The 20,552-nt window shown below is 51.5% G+C and carries 23 protein-coding genes; all 23 read right to left on the bottom strand.

Annotation, left to right across the window (positions count from 1 at the left end; all coding sequences use genetic code 11):
* Positions 1-33: 33 nt before the first annotated feature.
* Positions 34-1,464, bottom strand: a complete 1,431-nt coding sequence (locus ACE5KN_RS01800; RefSeq protein ID WP_375525656.1) for a protein-glutamate methylesterase/protein-glutamine glutaminase — start codon at positions 1,462-1,464, stop codon at positions 34-36.
* Between the two features lie 32 nt (positions 1,465-1,496).
* Positions 1,497-2,384: a MinD/ParA family protein gene (locus ACE5KN_RS01795; protein WP_375525657.1), complete on the bottom strand. Its 888-nt coding sequence runs from the start codon at positions 2,382-2,384 to the stop codon at positions 1,497-1,499.
* Positions 2,381-3,748 (bottom strand): flagellar biosynthesis GTPase FlhF, encoded by a 1,368-nt coding sequence (gene flhF, locus ACE5KN_RS01790; protein WP_375525658.1) that lies wholly within the window; start codon positions 3,746-3,748, stop codon positions 2,381-2,383. The genes ACE5KN_RS01795 and flhF overlap by 4 nt, the downstream gene beginning before the upstream one ends.
* A complete protein-coding gene (flhA, locus tag ACE5KN_RS01785; protein ID WP_375525659.1) occupies positions 3,745-5,778 on the bottom strand; it encodes a flagellar biosynthesis protein FlhA in 2,034 nt (677 codons plus the stop codon). The genes flhF and flhA overlap by 4 nt, the downstream gene beginning before the upstream one ends.
* Positions 5,779-5,801: 23 nt before the next feature.
* Positions 5,802-6,884 (bottom strand): flagellar biosynthesis protein FlhB, encoded by a 1,083-nt coding sequence (flhB, locus tag ACE5KN_RS01780; protein ID WP_375525702.1) that lies wholly within the window; start codon positions 6,882-6,884, stop codon positions 5,802-5,804.
* 21 nt (positions 6,885-6,905) lie between these two features.
* A complete protein-coding gene (gene fliR, locus ACE5KN_RS01775) occupies positions 6,906-7,697 on the bottom strand; it encodes a flagellar biosynthetic protein FliR (protein WP_375525660.1) in 792 nt (263 codons plus the stop codon).
* Positions 7,698-7,707: 10 nt separating this feature from the next.
* Positions 7,708-7,977: a flagellar biosynthesis protein FliQ gene (fliQ, locus tag ACE5KN_RS01770; RefSeq protein ID WP_355317285.1), complete on the bottom strand. Its 270-nt coding sequence runs from the start codon at positions 7,975-7,977 to the stop codon at positions 7,708-7,710.
* Between the two features lie 38 nt (positions 7,978-8,015).
* The gene (gene fliP / locus ACE5KN_RS01765) at positions 8,016-8,774 is read right to left on the bottom strand and encodes a flagellar type III secretion system pore protein FliP (protein ID WP_375525661.1); all 759 of its coding nucleotides are present in this window, start codon (positions 8,772-8,774) and stop codon (positions 8,016-8,018) included.
* A complete protein-coding gene (locus ACE5KN_RS01760; protein WP_375525662.1) occupies positions 8,771-9,292 on the bottom strand; it encodes a flagellar biosynthetic protein FliO in 522 nt (173 codons plus the stop codon). Before ACE5KN_RS01760 ends, fliP begins: the two co-directional genes overlap by 4 nt.
* Before the next feature lie 37 nt (positions 9,293-9,329).
* Positions 9,330-9,695 (bottom strand): response regulator, encoded by a 366-nt coding sequence (locus tag ACE5KN_RS01755; RefSeq protein ID WP_355317291.1) that lies wholly within the window; start codon positions 9,693-9,695, stop codon positions 9,330-9,332.
* Positions 9,696-9,722: 27 nt separating this feature from the next.
* Positions 9,723-10,979 carry a flagellar motor switch phosphatase FliY gene (gene fliY, locus ACE5KN_RS01750; RefSeq protein ID WP_375525703.1) on the bottom strand — a complete coding sequence of 419 codons (1,257 nt, stop codon included), beginning with the start codon at positions 10,977-10,979 and terminating at the stop codon, positions 9,723-9,725.
* Positions 10,969-11,967: a flagellar motor switch protein FliM gene (fliM, locus tag ACE5KN_RS01745; RefSeq protein ID WP_375525663.1), complete on the bottom strand. Its 999-nt coding sequence runs from the start codon at positions 11,965-11,967 to the stop codon at positions 10,969-10,971. The genes fliY and fliM overlap by 11 nt, the downstream gene beginning before the upstream one ends.
* Before the next feature lie 36 nt (positions 11,968-12,003).
* A complete protein-coding gene (locus ACE5KN_RS01740) occupies positions 12,004-12,468 on the bottom strand; it encodes a flagellar basal body-associated FliL family protein (protein WP_375525664.1) in 465 nt (154 codons plus the stop codon).
* Positions 12,465-12,689, bottom strand: a complete 225-nt coding sequence (locus tag ACE5KN_RS01735) for a flagellar FlbD family protein (RefSeq protein ID WP_355317299.1) — start codon at positions 12,687-12,689, stop codon at positions 12,465-12,467. The genes ACE5KN_RS01740 and ACE5KN_RS01735 overlap by 4 nt, the downstream gene beginning before the upstream one ends.
* Before the next feature lie 55 nt (positions 12,690-12,744).
* Entirely contained in the window at positions 12,745-13,563 is an 819-nt protein-coding gene (locus ACE5KN_RS01730; protein ID WP_375525665.1) for a flagellar hook-basal body complex protein, read from the bottom strand.
* A gap of 92 nt (positions 13,564-13,655) precedes the next feature.
* Positions 13,656-14,033: a TIGR02530 family flagellar biosynthesis protein gene (locus ACE5KN_RS01725; RefSeq protein ID WP_375525666.1), complete on the bottom strand. Its 378-nt coding sequence runs from the start codon at positions 14,031-14,033 to the stop codon at positions 13,656-13,658.
* Positions 14,030-14,581, bottom strand: a complete 552-nt coding sequence (locus tag ACE5KN_RS01720) for a flagellar hook capping FlgD N-terminal domain-containing protein (RefSeq protein WP_375525667.1) — start codon at positions 14,579-14,581, stop codon at positions 14,030-14,032. Before ACE5KN_RS01720 ends, ACE5KN_RS01725 begins: the two co-directional genes overlap by 4 nt.
* Positions 14,582-14,600: 19 nt before the next feature.
* Positions 14,601-15,914: a flagellar hook-length control protein FliK gene (locus tag ACE5KN_RS01715; protein WP_375525668.1), complete on the bottom strand. Its 1,314-nt coding sequence runs from the start codon at positions 15,912-15,914 to the stop codon at positions 14,601-14,603.
* Between the two features lie 44 nt (positions 15,915-15,958).
* On the bottom strand, positions 15,959-16,900 hold the full coding sequence (locus ACE5KN_RS01710) for a MotE family protein (protein ID WP_375525669.1): 942 nt from the start codon (positions 16,898-16,900) through the stop codon (positions 15,959-15,961).
* Positions 16,901-16,939: 39 nt separating this feature from the next.
* Positions 16,940-17,383, bottom strand: a complete 444-nt coding sequence (gene fliJ, locus ACE5KN_RS01705) for a flagellar export protein FliJ (RefSeq protein ID WP_375525670.1) — start codon at positions 17,381-17,383, stop codon at positions 16,940-16,942.
* Positions 17,384-17,392: 9 nt separating this feature from the next.
* The gene (gene fliI / locus ACE5KN_RS01700) at positions 17,393-18,712 is read right to left on the bottom strand and encodes a flagellar protein export ATPase FliI (protein WP_375525671.1); all 1,320 of its coding nucleotides are present in this window, start codon (positions 18,710-18,712) and stop codon (positions 17,393-17,395) included.
* On the bottom strand, positions 18,699-19,541 hold the full coding sequence (locus ACE5KN_RS01695) for a FliH/SctL family protein (RefSeq protein ID WP_375525672.1): 843 nt from the start codon (positions 19,539-19,541) through the stop codon (positions 18,699-18,701). The genes fliI and ACE5KN_RS01695 overlap by 14 nt, the downstream gene beginning before the upstream one ends.
* A complete protein-coding gene (fliG, locus tag ACE5KN_RS01690) occupies positions 19,534-20,550 on the bottom strand; it encodes a flagellar motor switch protein FliG (RefSeq protein WP_355317314.1) in 1,017 nt (338 codons plus the stop codon). Before fliG ends, ACE5KN_RS01695 begins: the two co-directional genes overlap by 8 nt.
* Positions 20,551-20,552: the final 2 nt, after the last annotated feature.

Here is a 20,552-nt window from a genome sequence, read left to right as displayed (position 1 = left end):
TGTGAGACACCTCCTCAATGAGTTACACTCCGATTATTTCACAACTTGTATTAACTTGGGGCCGATTTCCTGCAGAGGCAGGAGATGCTTTACACAATTTAATTCCACTGCAGAGCGGGGCATGCCGTATACGACGCAGGTTTCTTCATTTTCCGCAAAGGTGGATTGAACGCCTTTGTCATACAGCAGCTTCATCATTCTGGCCCCGTCGCTGCCCATCCCTGTTAACAGAACAAGATGCCGCTCAAGTGAAGTAAAAGGAACAAGGGATTCAAACATGGTGTCCACCGAAGGCCTGTGGCCGTTGCGCGGCTCCTCGGACGTAAGGGAAATCGTGTATTTGCCGCCATTTCCTCCGGCAATTTGCATCTGGTATCCCCCCGGAGCAATGTAGGCCGTTCCGTTCTCCAGAATCATTCCCTGCTCCGCCTCCACCACCTTAAGCCTGCTGAGAGAGTTTAAACGCTGGGCCAGGGAGCGGGTGAAGTTCGGCGGCATATGCTGCACAATCACGATCGGGGCCGGGAAATTACCCGGAAGACTTTCCAGCAGCGTCTTGAGCGCCCTCGGTCCGCCGGTCGAACAGCCGACCGCTACCAGTCTGCGCAGCTCGGCGGCAACTCCAGGGCCTTTGCCCTGAGCCGGCACAGCAGCTGGCTGACCCGTCTTCGCAAGCGGAGCGGCAAGCTTTTTGGGCTGCTCCGGCTTGTTCTGTGCCGCTGGCTTCGCAGCCTCGGGCTGGGGTCTATTGCTGTCTGCTGCCTTGGCGGTTTGACGGGCAGGCATGTCGGAAATGGAAGCTTTCCGGATATGAATGCCCGAAGAGGAAGGCGCTGCTCCAGGACGGTTCAGTTTCGTCCCTTTCAGCTGCGAACCTGCCTCCGGCGGTGAAGCTGGCGGAATGGACGGACGTACAGGCGGCTTTTGCTCGATCGCCTGCTGCTCCGGCTTGCTGCTTTCCTCCTCCACGCGAGCCTTGGCAGCCTCCTTGACAGCCTTCTCCTTGGCCGCTCTTTCCTGAATAGCCTTTTTCAGCGCTTCCTCCCGGTCAGCCCGCCGCTTTACCGCCTGCATGGCGGCTTTCATCTGTTCAAGGAGAGACGCCCCAACCTGCTGAATATCCTGGGAATGGGAGACGGATGGCTTCCGGATAAAATCGAACGCCCCCGCCTCCAGGGCCATAATCGTCTCCTTCATTCCTTGCTCGTTGATCCCTGACAGCATAATCACCGGCAGCGGATGCTCCTGCATAATGATTTTCAATGCCTCAAGGCCATTCATTTCAGGCATTTCCACATCCATTGTCACCAAATCGGGCTTAAGCTCCCGAATCTTGTCCAAGGCTTCCCTGCCATTTGCTGCGGTACCGGCAATTTCAAAAGAAGAGTCCTTTACTATCAAATCGGAGATGATTTTCCGCATAAAGGCAGAATCATCCACGACCAGCACCCGAAAAATTGCCAATTTTCAACACCTCTGTTTCCCTTATCTCAGAATCATTTCGATGGGCGCCGAAGCCATTTCTGCATAAATCCTTTGATTCCGGCTAAGGTTCCAGTTTCCGCCGCGACGGGCATTAAAGCAAAGCGGTGCGCCAAACGCAAAATGTCCCTGGAGGCCGGGCAGCCCGGATAAGCGAGTGAAAAAGGAACCTGCTTTTTGACAGACTGCGTAACATGCTGGTCATCACGGATATAACCGAGAAGCGGGATATTCAACCCGAGAAAGCGGTGCGCAACCAGCGAAATTTTATCGGCAACCTGCAGGGCCTCATTATCGTTATCGGCACGGTTGACGATAATCTTAAATGCCGTCTCCTTTTGCACCCCGTTCACGACCTTAATGAGCGCATAGGCATCTGTAATGGAAGTAGGCTCCGGCGTGGTAATGACTAGACATTCGTCAGCCGAGGTGATGAATTTCAGATTTTCTTTGGACAGGCCGGCACCTGTATCAAAAAAAACATAATCCATCTCAGCCGCCAGCTCTTCCACCTGTTCCGCAAAATATGCCAGATCCTGTTCTGACAGCGAAAACAGCTCGCTGATCCCGGATCCCCCCGGAATATAGGGAAGTGAACCTGCTCCGCTCTGAACAATCTCCGCCATCGTCTTTTCCCGTTTCAGCACATGAGCAAGATTGTATCTGGAGGAGGAACCCATAAGAACATCGATATTCGCCATGCCGATATCCGCATCAAACACCAGCACCCGCTTGCCCAGGCTTTGCAGCGCAAGGGCAAAATTCAGCGTAAAGTTGGACTTGCCTACACCGCCTTTACCGCTGGACACCGTGACAATCCTGGCCTGTGAGCTTCGTTTGGAGAGACGGCCTTTCTCATGCAGCGAAGCCATTTGTCTCAGCGATTGGGCCTGATCGCTCATACACGGTCCCCCAGCAGCATTCCTGTAATCATGTCTTTGCCGGGCATCAGCAGATCGTCGGGAACATTCTGTCCGTTGGTCATATAGGATAAAGACAAAGGATAATGCTGCAGAACATTAAATATGGCGCCAATGCTGCCTGTTTCATCCATTTTGGTAAAAATCACTTTATCCAGTCCGTACTTGTTGAAGTGATCGGTGATCTCTAGCATATCCCTTGATTTCGAGGTCAGGCTCAAGACAAGATAGGTTTCGCTTTCCTCGATCGGCGCCAGCAGGCTCTGCAGTTCGGACACAAGCAGCTCGTTTCTGTAATTCCGTCCGGCTGTGTCCATCAGGATGAGGTCGCACTGCTCAAGCCTGTGCATCGCACGCTGCAGATCCCCCGGAGATTGGACCACCTCCAGCGGAACATTCAAAATCGTGGCATAGGTCCGCAGCTGTTCCACAGCCGAAATCCGGTACGTATCAGAAGTAATGAAGCCGACCTTGCGCTGGAATTTGAAAAGCTGCTCGGCGGCCAGCTTGGCGATCGTCGTCGTTTTGCCCACCCCGGTCGGGCCTGCAATGTACACGATTTTGGTACTTGCAGAAATGCCTCCACCAAACCGGGCGCTGAGGAACTGCTGGACTTCTTCCTCCAGGGCGCTCTTAAAGGAGAACTCCTCTAATGAAACACCGCTTTCCTCCTGACGCTGCAGCACCCGCCCCAGCCATTCGTCCGCCAGTTCCTGCTCAACCTCCTGCTCCAGCAGCCGCTCATGCAGAGCCTGCACTTGCTCGGGCAGAGATGATGACACTTGTGTATAACGCGAAATCCGGCTCATCATCGCTTTCATTTCACGGATCTCTCCAAGCAGCGCGTCTTGCTGCAGTGAGGACAGGGTCCCACGGTCTCTTCCGTTGACATGCTCGTCAGCCAATCCCGCGGCCGTCAAATCGGGCAGGGCAGCTTCACGGCCCGTGCTCATGTCTATGCCCTTCTCCGACGATTCAGCGGATTCACGCTGCGGTTGCGCGGCAGCCTGCCCCTGCTTGTCTTCCCCTTCATTGCTCTTGTTCAGCAGCGCCGCTGTTCTTTTATAAGCGTCAGGTGCTGTCACACGGGCGATGGCCGCCTGCGGAGCAGAGGGCAGCTTTTGCGCTGTTTGGACGGCTGTGCTGGAAGAAGACGTACGGGGAGACGAGTCGGTCTCTTTCTCCACCGCGGCAATGACCTCGATTCTCTTTTTGGAAAACAGCCCCAAGAAACCGCCAACTTTCAATTCTTTGGTGCTTAGAATGACTGCATCATTGCCGAGGTCACCCCTGATTTGCTGCATCGCTTCAGGCATCGTTTCAACAACGTATCGTTTCACTCTCATAAGTTCACCACCCCGACACTTTGAATTTCAACGTTCGGTTCAAGCTCACTGTAGGATAAAACCGGAATATCCTGCATCGTCCGTTCGATGACCTGGCGCAGATACATGCGAATGGTCGGTGATGCCAGGACAATCGGCTGCTGGCCTGATTGAATCAGGCGGTTAATCTGTTCAGTGAGCTTTTGATATACAGTCTGAGTGGAAACCGGATCGAGCGCCAAATAGCTGCCCTGCTCGGTCTGCTGCACGCTTTCCGCTATCTTCTTCTCCAGGGCTGGACCGACCGTGATAACCTTCAGCGTATCTCCCTTCTGGGAATACTGCTGAGTGATCTGGCGTGAAAGCGCCTGTCTTACATATTCCGTAAGCACGTCCGGATCTTTCGTATAGGTGCCGTAATCGGCCAGCGTTTCAAAGATCGTAACCATATCCCGGATCGATATTTTTTCACGAAGCAGCTTCGCCAGCACCTTTTGCACATCCCCCACACCAAGCACGGAAGGAATCAGCTCGTCCACCAATGCCGGATAATTCTCCTTCAGATTATCAATCAGCGCCCTTGTCTCCTGTCTGCCGAGCAGCTCATGGGCATGCTTCTTGATCGTTTCCGTCAAATGGGTGGCTACAACGGACGGAGGATCGACCACTGTGTAACCCGACAGCTCCGCAATATCCTTCGTTGACTCATCGATCCATAATGCTGGAAGCCCAAAAGCCGGTTCTGTCGTTTCGATGCCCGATACAGCATCATCATCATAGCCGGGACTCATCGCCAGGTAGTGATTCAGCAGCAGTTCACCGCTGCCTACGTTGTTGCCTTTAATCTTGATGACATACTCATTGGGCTTAAGCTGGATATTGTCGCGTATCCGGATAACCGGCACAACCAGCCCCAGCTCCAGAGCGCATTGCCGGCGAATCATAATGATCCTGTCCAAAAGGTCTCCCCCCTGCTGGGTATCCGCGAGCGGAATCAGACCGTAGCCGAATTCGAATTCAATCGGGTCTACCTGCAGAAGGTTAATGACACTCTCCGGACTGCGGACTTCTTCAATCTGCTGCTCTTCTTCCAATTGTTCGACCTCGATTGATTTACGCGCAATATTCTGCTGCATTTTACGTGCAACAAAAAACAGCAGCAGCGCAAGCGGAAGCGTCGTAATCACATGAATCGGAGTGAAAAAACCGAGCAGAGCCACGGTAACCGCCACAATATAGATTAGCTTTGGGAATAAAAACAGCTGGCTGGACAGGTCCTGGGCCAGATTGCCTTCGGACGAAGCGCGGGTAACAATCAGACCGGCCGCCGTCGAAATAAGCAGCGCCGGAATCTGACTGACCAGCCCGTCACCGATTGTCAATACGGAGAAGGTTGACAGGGCTTCCTGAAAGCCCAGCCCCATGATAGCCATGCCGATAATAAAACCGCCGACCAGATTGATGATCAGAATAATGATGCTCGCAATAGCATCGCCTTTAACGAATTTACTGGCACCGTCCATCGCTCCGTAAAAGTCGGCCTCACGTTCAATTTTGCCTCGCCGCTCACGCGCCTGCTGCTCATTGATGAGACCCGCGTTCAAATCCGCGTCAATGCTCATCTGTTTCCCTGGCATGGCATCGAGCGTAAAACGTGCCCCTACCTCGGCAACGCGCTCCGAGCCTTTGGTAATGACAATGAATTGCACGACGACCAGAATCAGAAACACGACGAACCCGACGGCAATTTGACCGCCGGCGATCCAGCTGCCGAAGGTGGCGACCACTTCCCCTGCATGCCCGGTCCCCAAAATAAGCTTGGTCGTGGACACGTTCAGCGCCAGGCGGAACAACGTCGTAATCAGCAGCAGGGCCGGGAAAATGGAGAATTCCAGCGCTTCCTTCGTATTCATGGCCACCAGCAGTATCATAAGCGCGAGCGCAATATTAATAACAAGCAGTATGTCGAGCAGCCATGCAGGAATCGGAAGTATCATCATCAGCACGATGCCGATAACGCCTCCAAGGACAGCTATATCTTTTGTTTTCAATGGTCTCTTGCCCTCCGATCCCGCTATTTCGTCTTGCCTTTTAATTTATATACATACGCCAGCACCTCAGCGACTGCCTGGAACAAGTCGCCGGGGATCGTGTCCCCGATTTCCGTTCTTGCATAGAGCGCCCGTGCCAGCGGCTTATTTTCCATCGTTACTACGCCATGCTCCCTGGCAATCTCCTTGATGCGCAGCGCCAGATAATCCTGGCCTTTCGCAATAATTTGCGGGGCCTCCATCTCGGAGCCGTCATACTTGAGAGCTACCGCAAAGTGCGTAGGGTTGGTGACGATAACGTCCGCTTTGGGAATCTCCTGCATCATGCGCTGCATCGCCATACGCCGCTGGCGTTCGCGAATCTTCCCTTTAATCAGCGGATCGCCTTCCATTTTTTTATATTCATCCTTGATGTCCTGCTTGGACATCCGCAAGCTTTTTTCGTGCTCGTATCTTTGGTACATATAATCCAAAACAGCGAGTACAAACAGACAGACACCGATTTTGATACCAAGCTCCATGGTGAGGCCGGCGGCATAGGACAAGATCTGGTCGCCTGTCAGCTCGGACATTTTGGACATATCACCTCTCGTACCCCAGATGACACTGTAAACAAGAAGGCCGATAATGGTCATTTTCAGAATGGATTTCAGAAACTCCACGGCCGAACGCAATGAAAATATATTTTTCAAGCCTTTGATCGGGTTAAGCTTGCTGAATTTGGGAGCCAGGCCTTCACCTGTCAGCAGAAAACCGACCTGTAAATAGTTTGCCAGAATGGCAATCAAAAAAGCGGACACAAAGATGGGGGCCAATATTAACAGAATCTGAATCCCATACTGGCCAAACATCGTGATCACATTTTCCGGCGTGACGTCCATCGTTAGCCTGTTCGTAAAAATATCTGTAAACAGTCTGACCGTACTATCTTTAAAATAGGTGCCAAACATCATCAGGCTCAGTACAGAAATCAGCAGCACCGCGGAAGTCGATATTTCCTGGCTTTTGGCCACCTGGCCTTTTTGCCTGGCTTCCTGCTTCTTCTTGGGTGTAGCTTTTTCTGTCTTTTCCCCGGCAAAAAGCTGCAGATCAAGGGAATATTTCAGCACTCCACAGGCACCTCCAAATCAGCCATTCGGGCGGCTGCCCACAACGTCCAGCAGTGTGCGCATCGCCTCAAACATCACATTAAACAAACGTTCAAAGGAAACAGCGAGCGCCGGCATTAACAAAAACAGCATAATCAGACCGACAATCAGCTTGACCGGTACCCCGATCACAAAAATGTTGAACTGCGGCGCCGTTTTGGCAAGAAAACCAAGTCCGACGTCAGTCAGAAAGGTGGCCACCACAATAGGAGCAGCCATTTGGAACGCCAGCAAAAAGGATTGGCTGAATGTTTTAATTAGGAAATCTGAAATGCTTCCCCCATACAACCTGAGAAAGAAATCATTATCCAAAGGAACCCAGTTATAGCTGTACATAATGGCATCCAGCAGGTAATGATGACCGTTCATGCTGAGAAAGAACAGAAGTGCGATGGTATATTTGAAATTGCCCGTAATCGGTACGGAAGCGCCTGTCATCGGATCAAAGACGCTGGCGATACCAAGTCCGATTTGTATATCTATAAACGAACCGGCCGTCTGAATCGCCATAAACATCAGATAAGCGACGAAACCCAGCAGTAGGCCAATCATAATTTCACGGATAACGAGAAGCGGGTAGCTTAAATCAGCCGGCACCTGCTCCTTGATTCCGAAGGTCAAGTACACCAATATGGACAGTATCGCTGCTATGCCGACCCTAAACTGCATGGGGACCCCACGGGTGGAAAAGACCGGCACAACCACAAAAAACGATGTTATTCGACAAAAGATCAGCAAAAAAACAGGAAAACTCTGCAGTATCATCTCCATTCCGTCCGACCTATCCTATATATCGATACAAATTATCAAGGATGTTGTAGGTAAAATCGACCATGGTCTGCAGGATCCAAGGACCAAACAGCAGCAGAGCAAGCAGAACCGCCACGATTTTAGGTACGAAGGCCAAAGTCTGTTCCTGTATTTGGGTTGTTGCCTGAAATATGCTGATGATCAGCCCCACAACCAGTCCCAGAATAAGCATGGGCGCACTCACGACAAGCACCGTATAAACGGCTTGACCCGCCAGCGAGATAATAAATTCTGATGTCATGGCCGTCCTCCCCGGAGTAAATCACAATCCATAAACTGTCATGTATTGAAGCTGAGCAGCAGTGATTTCACAACCAGATACCAGCCGTCCACAAGAACAAACAGCAGTATTTTGAAAGGAAGCGAAATCATAACCGGCGGCAGCATCATCATCCCCATGGCCATCAGGGTGCTTGATACAACGATGTCAATAATGAGAAAAGGGATGAATATCATAAAACCCATCTGAAAAGCGGTTTTCAATTCACTGATCGCATAAGCCGGCACCATAACGGTCAAAGGAATTTCCTGATAATTGCTTGGCTTCTCCATTTTCGTATATTTCATAAACAGGAGCAGGTCTTTTTCCCGTGTGTGTTTGAACATAAAGGTTTTAATGGGTTCCTGCGCCTTCTCCAGCGCCTCCGACTGTGAGAGCTCCCCTTTCAGATAAGGCTGGAGTGCCGTCTCATTCATGGCCGAAAACGTGGGAGCCATGATAAACAAGGTCAGGAACAGCGCAAGCCCCACCAGCACCTGATTGGGCGGCATTTGCTGCGTACCCAGCGAAGTTCTTACAAACCCGAGTACAATCACGATGCGGGTAAAGCTCGTCATCAGCATGAGCAGTGCAGGAGCAACGCTGATCACGGTAATAAGCAAAATAATGGACAGCGACGATGTACCGGGCTGTCCGCTGTCTTGGCTGCCGATGTCAATGCTGATGTCCGGAATCGGCGCAGCGGCGGAGGCCGCTGTCACGGACAGGAAGCTGAACAAGACAAACAGCAAGCTGGCTAGTATAATCTTTTTTCTCATGCATCTCCCGACCGATCTGTAATATTGTCCTCATTCCGCAGCTTGTCCAGCTTGTCCTTACGGCTCGGCATCTGCCGAAGCTTGGATTCGAACAGCTCATGAAATGTGATGTCGTCACCCAGCTCTTCCGGGGGCTCATGGCTCTTCTTGCGCAGCTTGTCTCCCAGCTTGGAGATGAGCGGGGCAAGCGGACCGCGCTGCAGAGACGACTCCTGCTCAAGGGCGGCCACAATTCGCTCCACTTCCTCCGGATCAGATACTTTGTCGATCAGACGAATTTCTTCCCCAACACCAACCAGATAGATGCTGCTGCCGATCTCAACCAGCTGCAGAGATTTGTTCGGAGCAAGGCCCACACCTCCCAGAACCCGGATGGACCTGCTGCCGAACCAGCTCTGATTCTTTTTGCCCAGAAAGCGAATCAGGTAGAGAATCAATACAATAATGAAGGCAAGCGCAATGAAAACCGTTGCCGCGTTCCAAGCACTGAAGCCTTCAATCCCTCCGCCGCCATTCATTACCGTCCCCTCCTGTCCTGCATTCATCGCTGTAATTTTAAGCTCCCAAAGTTTTGCTGATCGCTTCAATTACGCGGTCAGACTGGAACGGCTTCACAATGAAGTCCTTGGCCCCTGCTTGAATGGCATCGATAACCATAGCCTGCTGGCCCATCGCAGAGCACATAATGACCTTGGCGTTGGCGTCAATTTTCTTAATTTCCTTCAGAGCGGCAATGCCGTCCATTTCCGGCATGGTGATATCCATCGTAATCAGGTCCGGACGAAGCTCCTTGAATTTCTCGATAGCCTGCGCGCCATCCTGAGCTTCCCCAACAACCTCGTAACCGTTCTTCGTCAGGATGTCACGGATCATCATTCTCATAAATGCTGCGTCGTCAACGATCAAAATTCGGTTAGCCATGTAAAATAAATCCTCCCTAAATTATGCTTATTGTATTTTTTGAATCCGGTCCCATTGGCTCACAATATCCGTTACGCGCACACCGAAGTTTTCATCGATAACGACGACTTCGCCTTTTGCGATCAGCTTATTGTTAACCAGTATATCTACGGGCTCGCCGGCGAGCTTGTCCAGCTCGATAATCGAGCCCTGGGACAGCTCCAGAATATCCCTGATCTGCTTCTGGGTTCTTCCCAGCTCTACAGTCACCTTCAGCGGGATGTCCATCAACAGCCCCAGATTGTTTTCATCCACCTGGGCGTAGCCGCCGGACTGCAAATTCGCAAATTGAATGGGCTGCACATTTACATTCCGCCCTGGAGCAGAACCGTAATGCTGAGGTGCTCCATACGGCATTTGCTGTGGCGGCATTGCCCCTTGCATCGGAGGCTGCATATAGCCCATATCCTGCGGCGCCATCGGCTGCTGTGCATACTGCGGAGCAGCTTGTGCAGGCTGCTGCGGCTGCGGTTGAACAGGCGGTGCAGGAGGCTCTGGCGGCGCGCTCTGCTGTGGTGCTGATGCAGACGCTGGCGCTGGGTCTGGAGCAGGCTCGTCACCGCCGCTGATCAGCGTATGAACCATCTCCTTGGCAAAAGGCACAGGCAGCAGCTGCATGATGGTGGAGTCAATCAAATCTCCGATCAAAAGCCGGAAGGATACTGTCACGAGAACTGCATCTTCCGGTAGGCTTGACACCCCATCTCCATGGGTAGGATCGAGAATGTCGATGCCTGGCGGTGATATGTTGACAAACCGGTTAAATATGGTCGACATGGAGGTGGCCGAGGAGCCCATCATTTGATTCATTGCTTCCTGAACGGCGCTGATATGAATTTCATTCAGCTCTTCATCCGCCGGATTTCCTTCCCCGCCCAGCATCAGGTCAGCAATGACCTGTGCGTCCCGCTTCTTGATAACGAGCGAGTTGATCCCTTCAAAGCCATCAACATAATTGACATGCACAGCCACATGCGGCTTGGGGAATGTCGACTCGAATTCAGAACGTGTAATAATGGACACTTTTGGTGTAGTAATATCCACCTTAACGCCAAGCAGTGTTGAAAGTGCCGTAGCGGCACTGCCGAACGTGATGTTGCCGATTTCTCCGAGAGCGTCCTGCTCCAAAGGAGTGAGAAGATCGTCAACCGTTTGATCCGCGGCTGAGGATGTCCCTGCCCCCATTTCGGTCTGCTTCAGGAGAGCGTCGATTTCCTCCTGAGATAAATAATCCTTACTCGTCAATTTCTTCAACTCCTTCGCTGACGATTTCGTCAATCTGGACGGCAACCCGTTCCTTCAGCACACCGGGGCTTCCTTTGAATTTTAATTTGTCCCCCACCTTAATGGCCAGACCATCTTTCACGGATGAATTCAGAGAAATCACATCACCGACAGAAAGGCCCAAAAATTCGGAAACAGAAATACTTGACTCGCCCAATTCAGCTACAATCGGCAGCTTTGCCTTGCTCACGCGCTGTTTTAGCGCATCCACTTCCTCCGGCGCCCTGGACTTTTTCTCCGAGGTAAACCACTGATGCGTGGACAACCTAGACATGATAGGCTCAAGAACAACATGCGGAATACACAGGTTGATCATGCCGCTGGTATCGCCAATTTTGGTGCTGAGCGAAATGAGGGCGATCGTCTCGTTAGGAGACACAATCTGCATAAACTGGGGATTGGTCTCCATTGCTTCAAGCCTTGGTGTTATATCAAGCACCGTTTTCCATGCTTCCTGCAAGCTTTGAAATGCCCTGCTGAAAATCCGCTCCATAATCGTCGTCTCAATCTCGGTCAACGTATTGATTTTGGAAGGTGTGGTCCCGACGCCTCCCAGCAAGCGGTCCAGCATCGCAAAGGCCACGTTCGGATGCACCTCGAGCACCATGCGGCCTTCCAGGGGCTCTGCTTCAAAGATATTCAGTATCGTCATTTTCGGAATGGAACGTATAAATTCGTCATAAGGAAGCTGTTCAACCTGAACGACACTGATTTGTACAAATGTTCTAAGCTGTGCAGAAAAGTAGGTTGTCAGAAAACGTGCAAAATTTTCATGAATTCGTGTCAAGCTGCGGATATGATCCTTGGAAAAACGGACAGCCCGTTTGAAATCATAGGAGCGGATCTTTTTCTCCGTTTCTTCCTTCTTCAGTTCCTCCGCATCCATCTCCCCTGAAGAGAGAGCAGCTAACAAGGCGTCAATTTCACCCTGCGAAAGTACATCCACCAATATTTTCACCCCCTTGCATGTTCACCGGCCGCAAAATTAAAGTAGTGGGGCCAGCATAAAATCAGTAAATTTGATGCTGGTCAGTCGGCCTTCAGGGAGAGTCTTGTTGATCAGGGCCGTCAGCCTGTCCGTGAACTCCTCACGCCCTTTGGCCGTTTTGAGCTGCTCCGGTTTGGTGTCTGCAAAGGTTTGGATCACAATCGGTTTAATGCTGATTTCCTTGATTTTTTCAAATGATTCCTTGGCCTTGCCGTTATTTAATTGGAAAGCAAAATTGACTTTAACAACATAATCCGAATCCGCCAGGTTGGTGCGGATTTCTGTAATTTCAGAAGTCACTTCAACAATTTCATCAGCAGAGAGCTTCGGAGCGGGGCGCTCTTCGGCAGCAGCTTTTGATGATTCCCCGCCTGTCAGCTGGGGCAGGAGCAAAAAGGCGGCTACTACGATTAATGTAATCCCTAGCAGCATTGTTGTGAGCCAAGGCAGCATTCTTTTCATTTTTCTTCCTCCGTTTGTTGCACTTTTATGGTGGCTGCATGCATGCCGATTTCACGGCTGTAATCCTTGATCAAGGCTACTACATCAGCCGCTTTCTCCAGCACAATCAGCCTTTTTCCCGTCACCAGGGTGACATACGTATCAGGCGTTTCTTCCACGGTTTCTATCAACAATGCGTTCAGCCACATCGGTGAACCGTTAAGCCGCGTTACAGGAATCATCGCTGCTTCTACCTCCTGATTGACAGGGGAGCCAGGCTCCCCCGCTGTTCAAAAATTAACGTTTCAGATTTACAACTTCTTCAAGAATGCTATCTCCGGTTGTAATGATCCGGGAGTTCGCCTGGAATCCGCGCTGGGCTATAATCATTTCGGCGAATTCGCTTGTAAGCTCAACGTTGGACATTTCAAGCTGGCCGGCAACAATAGCACCGGTTCCAACCGCAGCATCATTGCCGCCAAAAAACTCATCAATTGTGGCACCTTCAATCGCATTATTGGTAAGCCGATATAAGTTACCGCCAATTTTCTCAAGTCCTTCGGTGTTGGGAACCTTCGCCAGACCGATTTGCGTGTTCAGCTCAATCGTTCCGTCATCCAATGTTTCTGCAATGAATCCATCCTGCTGAATGGTGAAGGAGGTAGTGGTGTCTCCGATTTGGATAGGCTCGCCAGCGACATCACATACATACATACCATCCGAAGTGACCAGATTGCGGTTAGCGTCAACATGGAAATCACCGGCACGTGTCAGGTAAGGCATTTCTTGATCCCCCGTCATTTTGATGAGGAAAAATCCGTCCCCGTTAACGCGCAGGTCTGTCGGATTATTGGTCGTCTGCGCGCTGCCGGGCAAATGGAGCGTATCTATAGAACCAACTGTTACTCCCAGACCGATTTGCTTGGGATTGATACCGCCGCCAGCATCGCCAGGAGCACTCGCCCCGGCAGTTGTCTGGCTTAACATATCCTTAAACATAACCCGGCTTGATTTAAAACCTGTCGTATTCACATTGGCGATGTTGTTACCTATGACATCCAGTTTGGTCTGAAAGCCTTTCATGCCGGAGACGCCAGAGTATAAGGATCTTAACATGAGTATGAATTCCTCCTAGATAGGTGGTGTTGACTCACAACCGCTTCCGTCGATCCGCGGTTGGGCTTCCGGCTTCCTGTCGGGCCAGCCGGTTAAATAATGACGGCGCTGTCGATTTGGGTGAACACATTATCCTTCATGGATTGCTTGTCCATTGCAGTGACGACAGTACGATTTTTGATATTAACGATCAGAGCCATATCCTGCATAAGGATCAACGACTCCTTTGCTCCTTTGGCTGCCGCCTTATCCACTGCGGAATTAATCTTGGCCATTTGCTCGGGGCCCAGCTCAATGCCTCGCTGTTCAAGACGTTTGGCTGCATGGTTACTTAATGTCAGAACCTGCTCCTGCAGCATCTGCTTGAAGGATTTGCCCTCGTTGACTACGGGGGTTCTACTATGCTTTGATACTGCTCCCGGGGGCACGTTGGCAGGGAATAGACGCCCAACGATGATGGATTCATTCATGGCGCTACACTGCTTTCCGCTTCGGGCTCACCCGCCGGCTTCTCCGGTGTTGATTCTTCCGGTTCTTCTCTTGCAGGGTTTTTAATAGAGGTAATATCCGTCAGGGCAATTTTCTCTTTCCCTACAGTCGCATACTGTTTTCCATCCCGTATTACAATGGAATCAACAATTCCGCTTTGTACAGTGCCTTCCGGCTTTTCGCCAGTAATGGGATCCGTCTTGCCTTCATTGATCCAGGTAATTTCCTTGCCGATCATGGCGGAAGATGCACTGAGCGACTCACTCATCGCCGTCAGCTGGGAGGAAATATTCGTCAGCTGTTCTACGGATGTGAATTGCGCCATCTGTGCAATAAACTCCTTATCCTCCATCGGCTGCATCGGGTCCTGGTTTTGCAGCTGGGTAATCAGCAGCTTCAGAAATTCGTCTTTGCCAAGCGAGCTTGTGCCGGTACTGTCGCCTTTTGTTTTGCTTGCAGCCCTATTCACGTTTTGCTCGGTATAGTTCGGCCAAACATTTGGAGTTGATGCTATGCTGTCCGCAGCCATTCGTTGTTCACCTCCATTTTTATGCCTGTGCGGTAAACGAGCTTTGGCCTGCATCGCTCAGACGCTGTTCCTTCGTCCAGGTGCGAAGCTCTTCCGCCATTTCCGCCGCTTTCAAGGCATCGTCATTATCTTCTTTACCGTGTGCTCTGGAACGCCGCTCCTGCTGCTGTTGCTGATTGGCTCCAGATCCCTGACCCTGCTGGTATAAATGGGAGGACAAGGATTCATTGTGCGTGACTTCCACCTTGTTCACCTGGATGCCCTGGTTATGTAAGCTGGCACGGAGATGTGACATCTGCTGCTCAAGCAGATCCTTTGCCCCGCCATGCTCAGTCATAAACTGGGCGACAAGCTGGCCGTTCGACATGCTCAGCTTGACTTCAAGATGGCCCAAATGCTCCGGACGCAGCATGATGGTCGCTTCAGACATTCCGTTTTGCTTGACAATATCCAGCTTTTGCACGATAAATTCCGTCATTTCCTTGGCAAAATGCCTCATATGCACCACAGGACTCTCATGTAATACTGGCGCTGTACCGTTATTTTGCACCGTCAATTGTCCGGCGGTAGTTACGGTGTTCACCGGGAAATTATCGGCAGCTGTATCGGCCGGTCCCGAAACTGCTGCGTCATTCGCCTGTCCGGATTGGGCGTTGCCATTAGCTCTGTCGCCGCTTTGTCCCGTCTGCTGCCCGGTTTGCTGAATCTTTTGCTGAATCTTTTGCTGGAACAAAGGTACAGAATCGGATGGATCTGCTGCCAGCGAAGGTGCTGCTCCATTCTTGGACGCTTGTGACGGATCAATAACCGATTGCAAGGACTGCAAAAGCTTCGTTACCTGTGCTTTATCCTCACCCGCAGTTGAAGCATCCAACAGCTGAGCCAAGCTGTCCTGCAGGGCAAAACGAATGGTCGCAGGGTTTTCGGACAGGCCGGACGCAGTGTTGATATCAGAGCTCCCATCTGAACTACCCTTAGCTCCGTTTAGAAATTGCTGCACCTCGGCCAACCACGCCTGGAGAGCAGTGAAGAGCTCCGGATTGCTTTCCAACAGATCATCCAGTTGATCAGGGTCTTTGACCAGATCAGGCAGAATGTCAAGCAGTTCGTCTCCTGTTCCTTCTTCAAGCCCACCGCCGTTACCTGCCAGCATCTGAAGAGGCGAAGCCGCAAGGCCTGGCGCCGCAGCTGCATTCTGCTCTGCTCCCATAACCTGCACAAGGGCCTCGTTAAATCCCGGGTTTCCCTGAGCCGAAGAAGCTGGTGATGAGCCTGCTGTTGCACCAGTCTGGACCGTTGAAGGAGCACTCGAACTAATTGGTATCGTAGACATTTGTTTTCACCCCCTTTCTCAGACATGCGTATCACATACACAAATCATTTGCCGGCCAGCAGCTTGTTCAAAATTTTGGCTGTCTGTGCCGAATTGCTTTTTGACATCTCTCCAAGCAGACTGGAACGGGTAGAGTCATCCACCGTGCGCAAAATGTTTAACGCTTTATCCGGACTGATCTTGTAGGTCTCCAATATGAGCTTGGCGCCTTCTGCCGGATTCATGGATGCAAAGGTGCTGCCAAGCGCCTTGTCATCAATGGCACCTGCAGCCGCCGGCGGAGACTGCTCATCCTTTTGCAGCCGTGCCTGAAGCGCAGCTACCTTCAGATCGCTGGAATTGGTTGCATTCTTCAAGTCCATTGTAATTTCAGCAGCTTTCTGCGGGTCCATTTTAGCGAGAATTTTCGACTGGTTCTCCGGTGCCATATACGTCAGCAGCTGCACGATCTCCGGATTGGTCAGATTCGATAAAATGGGAGCTGCCTTGCTCGGGCTCATCGTCTCATACATCGAAGACAGGTTCTTGATCTGTTTCAAATACGGATCCTGATCCGTACCCGAATTCGCTGCGGCCGCAGCGGCGGCTGCCGCTTCCTGCTCAGCTTTTGCATTCTGAAGCTGTGCCTCAAGCTCCTGCATCTTCTTGTCCTGATCGGCTTTCGCTGCGGCGGTTTGCTTCAATTCCGCCTCCTGCCGGGACAATTCACTTTTCAGCTTTTCAATAGTGGCCTCAGAGCTTTCGGTCTGGACTTTCTTGTCTGCGGCCTTTTGCTCTTCAGGCGTCAAATCGGGGGCGGGAACCCAATTCTTCACCAGCGGAATTTTGTCGGCTGTCTTTAGCAGACCATTCTTAAAGTCTGTGTTAAACAATGTAAGCAGAACGACAATAAGCACAATGGTAAAAACGATCGGAATCAGAAAGAATAACAATCGTTCAACCCCGCTGGCCGATTCCTTATCAAGCTCCATTTCATTTTGTGGCATTTTCTTCCTCCTCAAGCAGAACCATCATCCCAGAGCGTTCTAGCGGGCTCTCATTGCATAACGAACGGAAGCCAGCTCATCCAGTTCGTTCTGTTCATGAAGCAGCAGTTCCTTTTGAAACCTTGCCTTCGCCTTCTCCTTTGCCTTAAGCCAAACTTGCTCATCCATCATTTTATCGGTCAAAATGCTCTGTTTGCTTTGCACATTCATCTGCGCATGCTCAACATCCTTGTTTTTTCGTTCAATGCATTGCTCCAGATGTCCGATATATGCCTGTAATTGCTGGATGGAGGAAAGCGGGACACAGGCTTCCGCCGCGCTCTGGATGGCATGTGATACCCGCTCCTTTTCGGAGATGAGCTGCTGAAGCGTTTGTTCTTCGGATTGCAGCTTGCCTAATGCACTTGACAGCATCCATTCAGCCTGCGACTTTTCATTCGACTTGAGATCAACGACTTTCTGGAATGAATACTGGAACTTCATCTTTCAGGGTCAACTCCTCATAAACTCGGAAATCAATCGCTCCTGCACTTCCTGCAATTCGACCTTTTCATCTGTTCTTTGCCGGGTGAAATCCCACACATCCTTGATCCGGTCGATCGATTCATCAATTTCGGCGTTCGTACCGCGCTGGTAGGCACCGATGTTGATCAAATCCTCCGAATCTTTGTACACGGCCATCAGCCTTTTTACATTTTCAGCCGCTTCAATTTGCTCCCGGGGCGCAATATCTTTCATAACCCGGCTGATGCTGGCCAGCACATCGATGGCTGGAAAATGGCCCTTGTTGGCAATGGCGCGGTTCAGCACAATATGGCCGTCCAAAATACCGCGCACCGCATCCGCGATCGGTTCATTCATGTCATCCCCGTCCACCAGCACGGTGTAAAAAGCGGTAATGGAGCCCGCGGGACCGGTCCCCGCTCTCTCCAGAAGCTTGGGCAGGCTTGCGAATACTGACGGTGTATAGCCCCTCATCGCTGGCGGCTCGCCGACAGCCAATCCGACTTCACGCTGCGCCATGGCGTAACGGGTAACAGAGTCCATCATGAGCATCACATTCAGCCCCCGGTCCCTGAAATATTCCGCAACCGTAGTGGCAATCAGTGCCGCCTTAATGCGGATCAGGGCAGGCTGGTCGGAGGTGGCCACAATGACAACAGACCTTTCCAGGCCTTCGGGACCGAGATCCCGTTCAATGAAATCCAGCACCTCACGCCCCCGTTCGCCAACAAGCGCAATGACATTGACATCAGCAGCCGTATTGCGCGCGATCATGCCCATCAGTGTGCTTTTTCCAACCCCGGAGCCTGCAAAAATACCTACACGCTGTCCCTTGCCCACTGTCAGCAGACCATCAATCGCTCTAACACCGATGCTGATCGGCTCCTGAACTCGCGGCCGGTTCAACGGATTTGGAGGGGTGTTGAATGTCGAATATCTGGCCATGCGCGAAGGAATCAGGGACCCGTCCAAAGGCTGACCCAGACCGTCCAGAACCTTGCCCAGCAGCTCAGAACCCACCTGAACGTTCAAAGGTTTTCCCGTTCCAACGACATCACAGCCGGGACCGATGGAGTGCAGCTCGCCAAGCGGCATCAGCAGCACTTTATTATCCCTGAAGCCTACAACCTCGGCCTGCAGAGGCTGGGCACTTTTCCCCGGGTAAATGTAGCAGACATCTCCGATGCTTGCGTCAGGACCTTCCGACTCCACCATCAGACCTATGACCTGTGTGACTTTTCCATTTACCCTTACGGGGTCCAAACTTCTTAAATGGTCCAGATAACGACCGGAATTAAATTCCTTCATGCCTTTGCTCCTCGTTATCTAATGCTACTCGCAGCAATTCTTTCTTGATTTCTGCGAGCTGTGTATCTATACGGGCATCCACGCTTCCGAAAGCGGAACGAATGACCACTCCCCTGTCTTTTACCGTTCCATCGGGGATAATTTGCAGTTCGGCCTGCGAATCTACCACCAAGGAGAGCTCCTCGCGCGCGGCGTTCACAAAAGCGAAGTGAGCGGGCGCAACACATAGGGTGATCGTCCCTTGTTCCCGTTTGCGGGCCAGGTTTTTGCGGATAAGTTCAAGCATGTAATCCGGCTCGATGCTGAGCTGCCTGTCAATGACCTTTTCCGCAATCCCGCAGCTGAGCTCCACCAGAAAAGGCTCTGCCTCCAGGATGAGCTGCTCTTTCACCCCATAAGCATGAAGGAGCACCTCCTGCGCTTCTTCCATCATCTTATCCGATCTGGCCTGCCATTCCGCTTCGGCAAGCCGCTGCCCTTCCTCGTATCCCTGCTGAAAGCCTTCTGCCTTAACAGCCTCCGTCAGATGTTCATCCTGCTCGCGTTTTTCCTGCCACCAGGCATTGATTTGTTCCTGGGCCTCCTGGAGAAGGCGCTCCGCTTCCTCCGCTGCATCTCTGATCTGCTTTTCGGCAAATTCCTTGGCATCCGAAAGGATCTCGTCTCTCAGCTTTTCGGTTTCCCGGTCGATTTGCGGTTCAAGGTGCTCCACATAGGCTGTTTCTTCCTCCTCATGGGCAGCTTCTGTTGACTGATAAGCCTGCGCCAGCTCAAGCTTCTTCAATGTTTCGACAGGGGTATACTGGAATGACTTGATCACATTAGACAATGATGTCATCTCCTCCGCCGCGGGCAATTATAATTTCTCCGGCCTCTTCAAGTCTGCGGATGATAGCCACGATACGTGTTTGAGCCTCTTCCACATCGCGCAGCCGGACAGGGCCCATAAATTCCATTTCTTCCTTGAAGGTTTCCGCCATTCGTTTCGACATATTGCGGAAAATAGCGTCACGCACTTCTTCGCTTGATACTTTGAGTGCAAGCTGCAGATCGGCGTTGTCCACATCACGCACAATACGCTGAATGGAACGGTTGTCCACATTGACGATATCCTCGAATACGAACATCCGCTTTTTAATCTCTTCGGCAAGCTCGGGATCCTGTATTTCCAGGGAATCCAGAATGGTTCTCTCGGTACCGCGGTCCACCCCGTTCAGAATCTGCACAATGGACTCGATGCCGCCCGCGTTCGTGTAATCCTGGGTTACTGTGGAAGAAAGCTTCTGCTCCAGCACTCTTTCAACCTGGGCAATAACCTCCGGCGAAGTGCTGTCCATTACCGCCACTCTTCTTGCCACATCCGCCTGCTTCTCCTGCGGGAGAGAGGAGAGGATGGCAGCAGCCTGCTCAAACTGCAGATAAGAAAGCACCAGAGCAATGGTCTGCGGGTTTTCGTTCTGGATAAAGTTCAGAATCTGATTCGGATCAGCCTTTCTGGCAAAATCGAACGGTCTGACCTGCAGCGTCGCTGTCAGCCTGTTGATCACCTCAACCGCTTTTTGCGAGCCGAGCGCCTTCTCCAGAATCTCGCGGGCATAGTTGATGCCGCCTTGCGAAATATACTCCTGGGCCAAGCAAATCTGGTGAAACTCCGTCATAATGGCATCCTTTTCGGATGCTGCTACCGTCCTCACATTGGCAATTTCCAGGGTCAGCTGCTCTATTTCATCATCTCTCAAGTGTTTGAATATTTGCGCGGATACCTCCGGCCCAAGTGTGATCAGCAGGATCGCTGCTTTCTGCCTTCCGGATAATCCATGTCCGCTTGACTTCGCCAATG

The sequence above is a fragment of the Paenibacillus terreus genome, assembly GCF_042138595.1.
GTDB classification, from domain to species: Bacteria; Bacillota; Bacilli; order Paenibacillales; family Paenibacillaceae; genus Paenibacillus; species Paenibacillus terreus.
The sequence above is the reverse complement of the archived record's forward strand: the minus strand, read 5'-3'. Positions and strand labels throughout refer to the sequence as shown.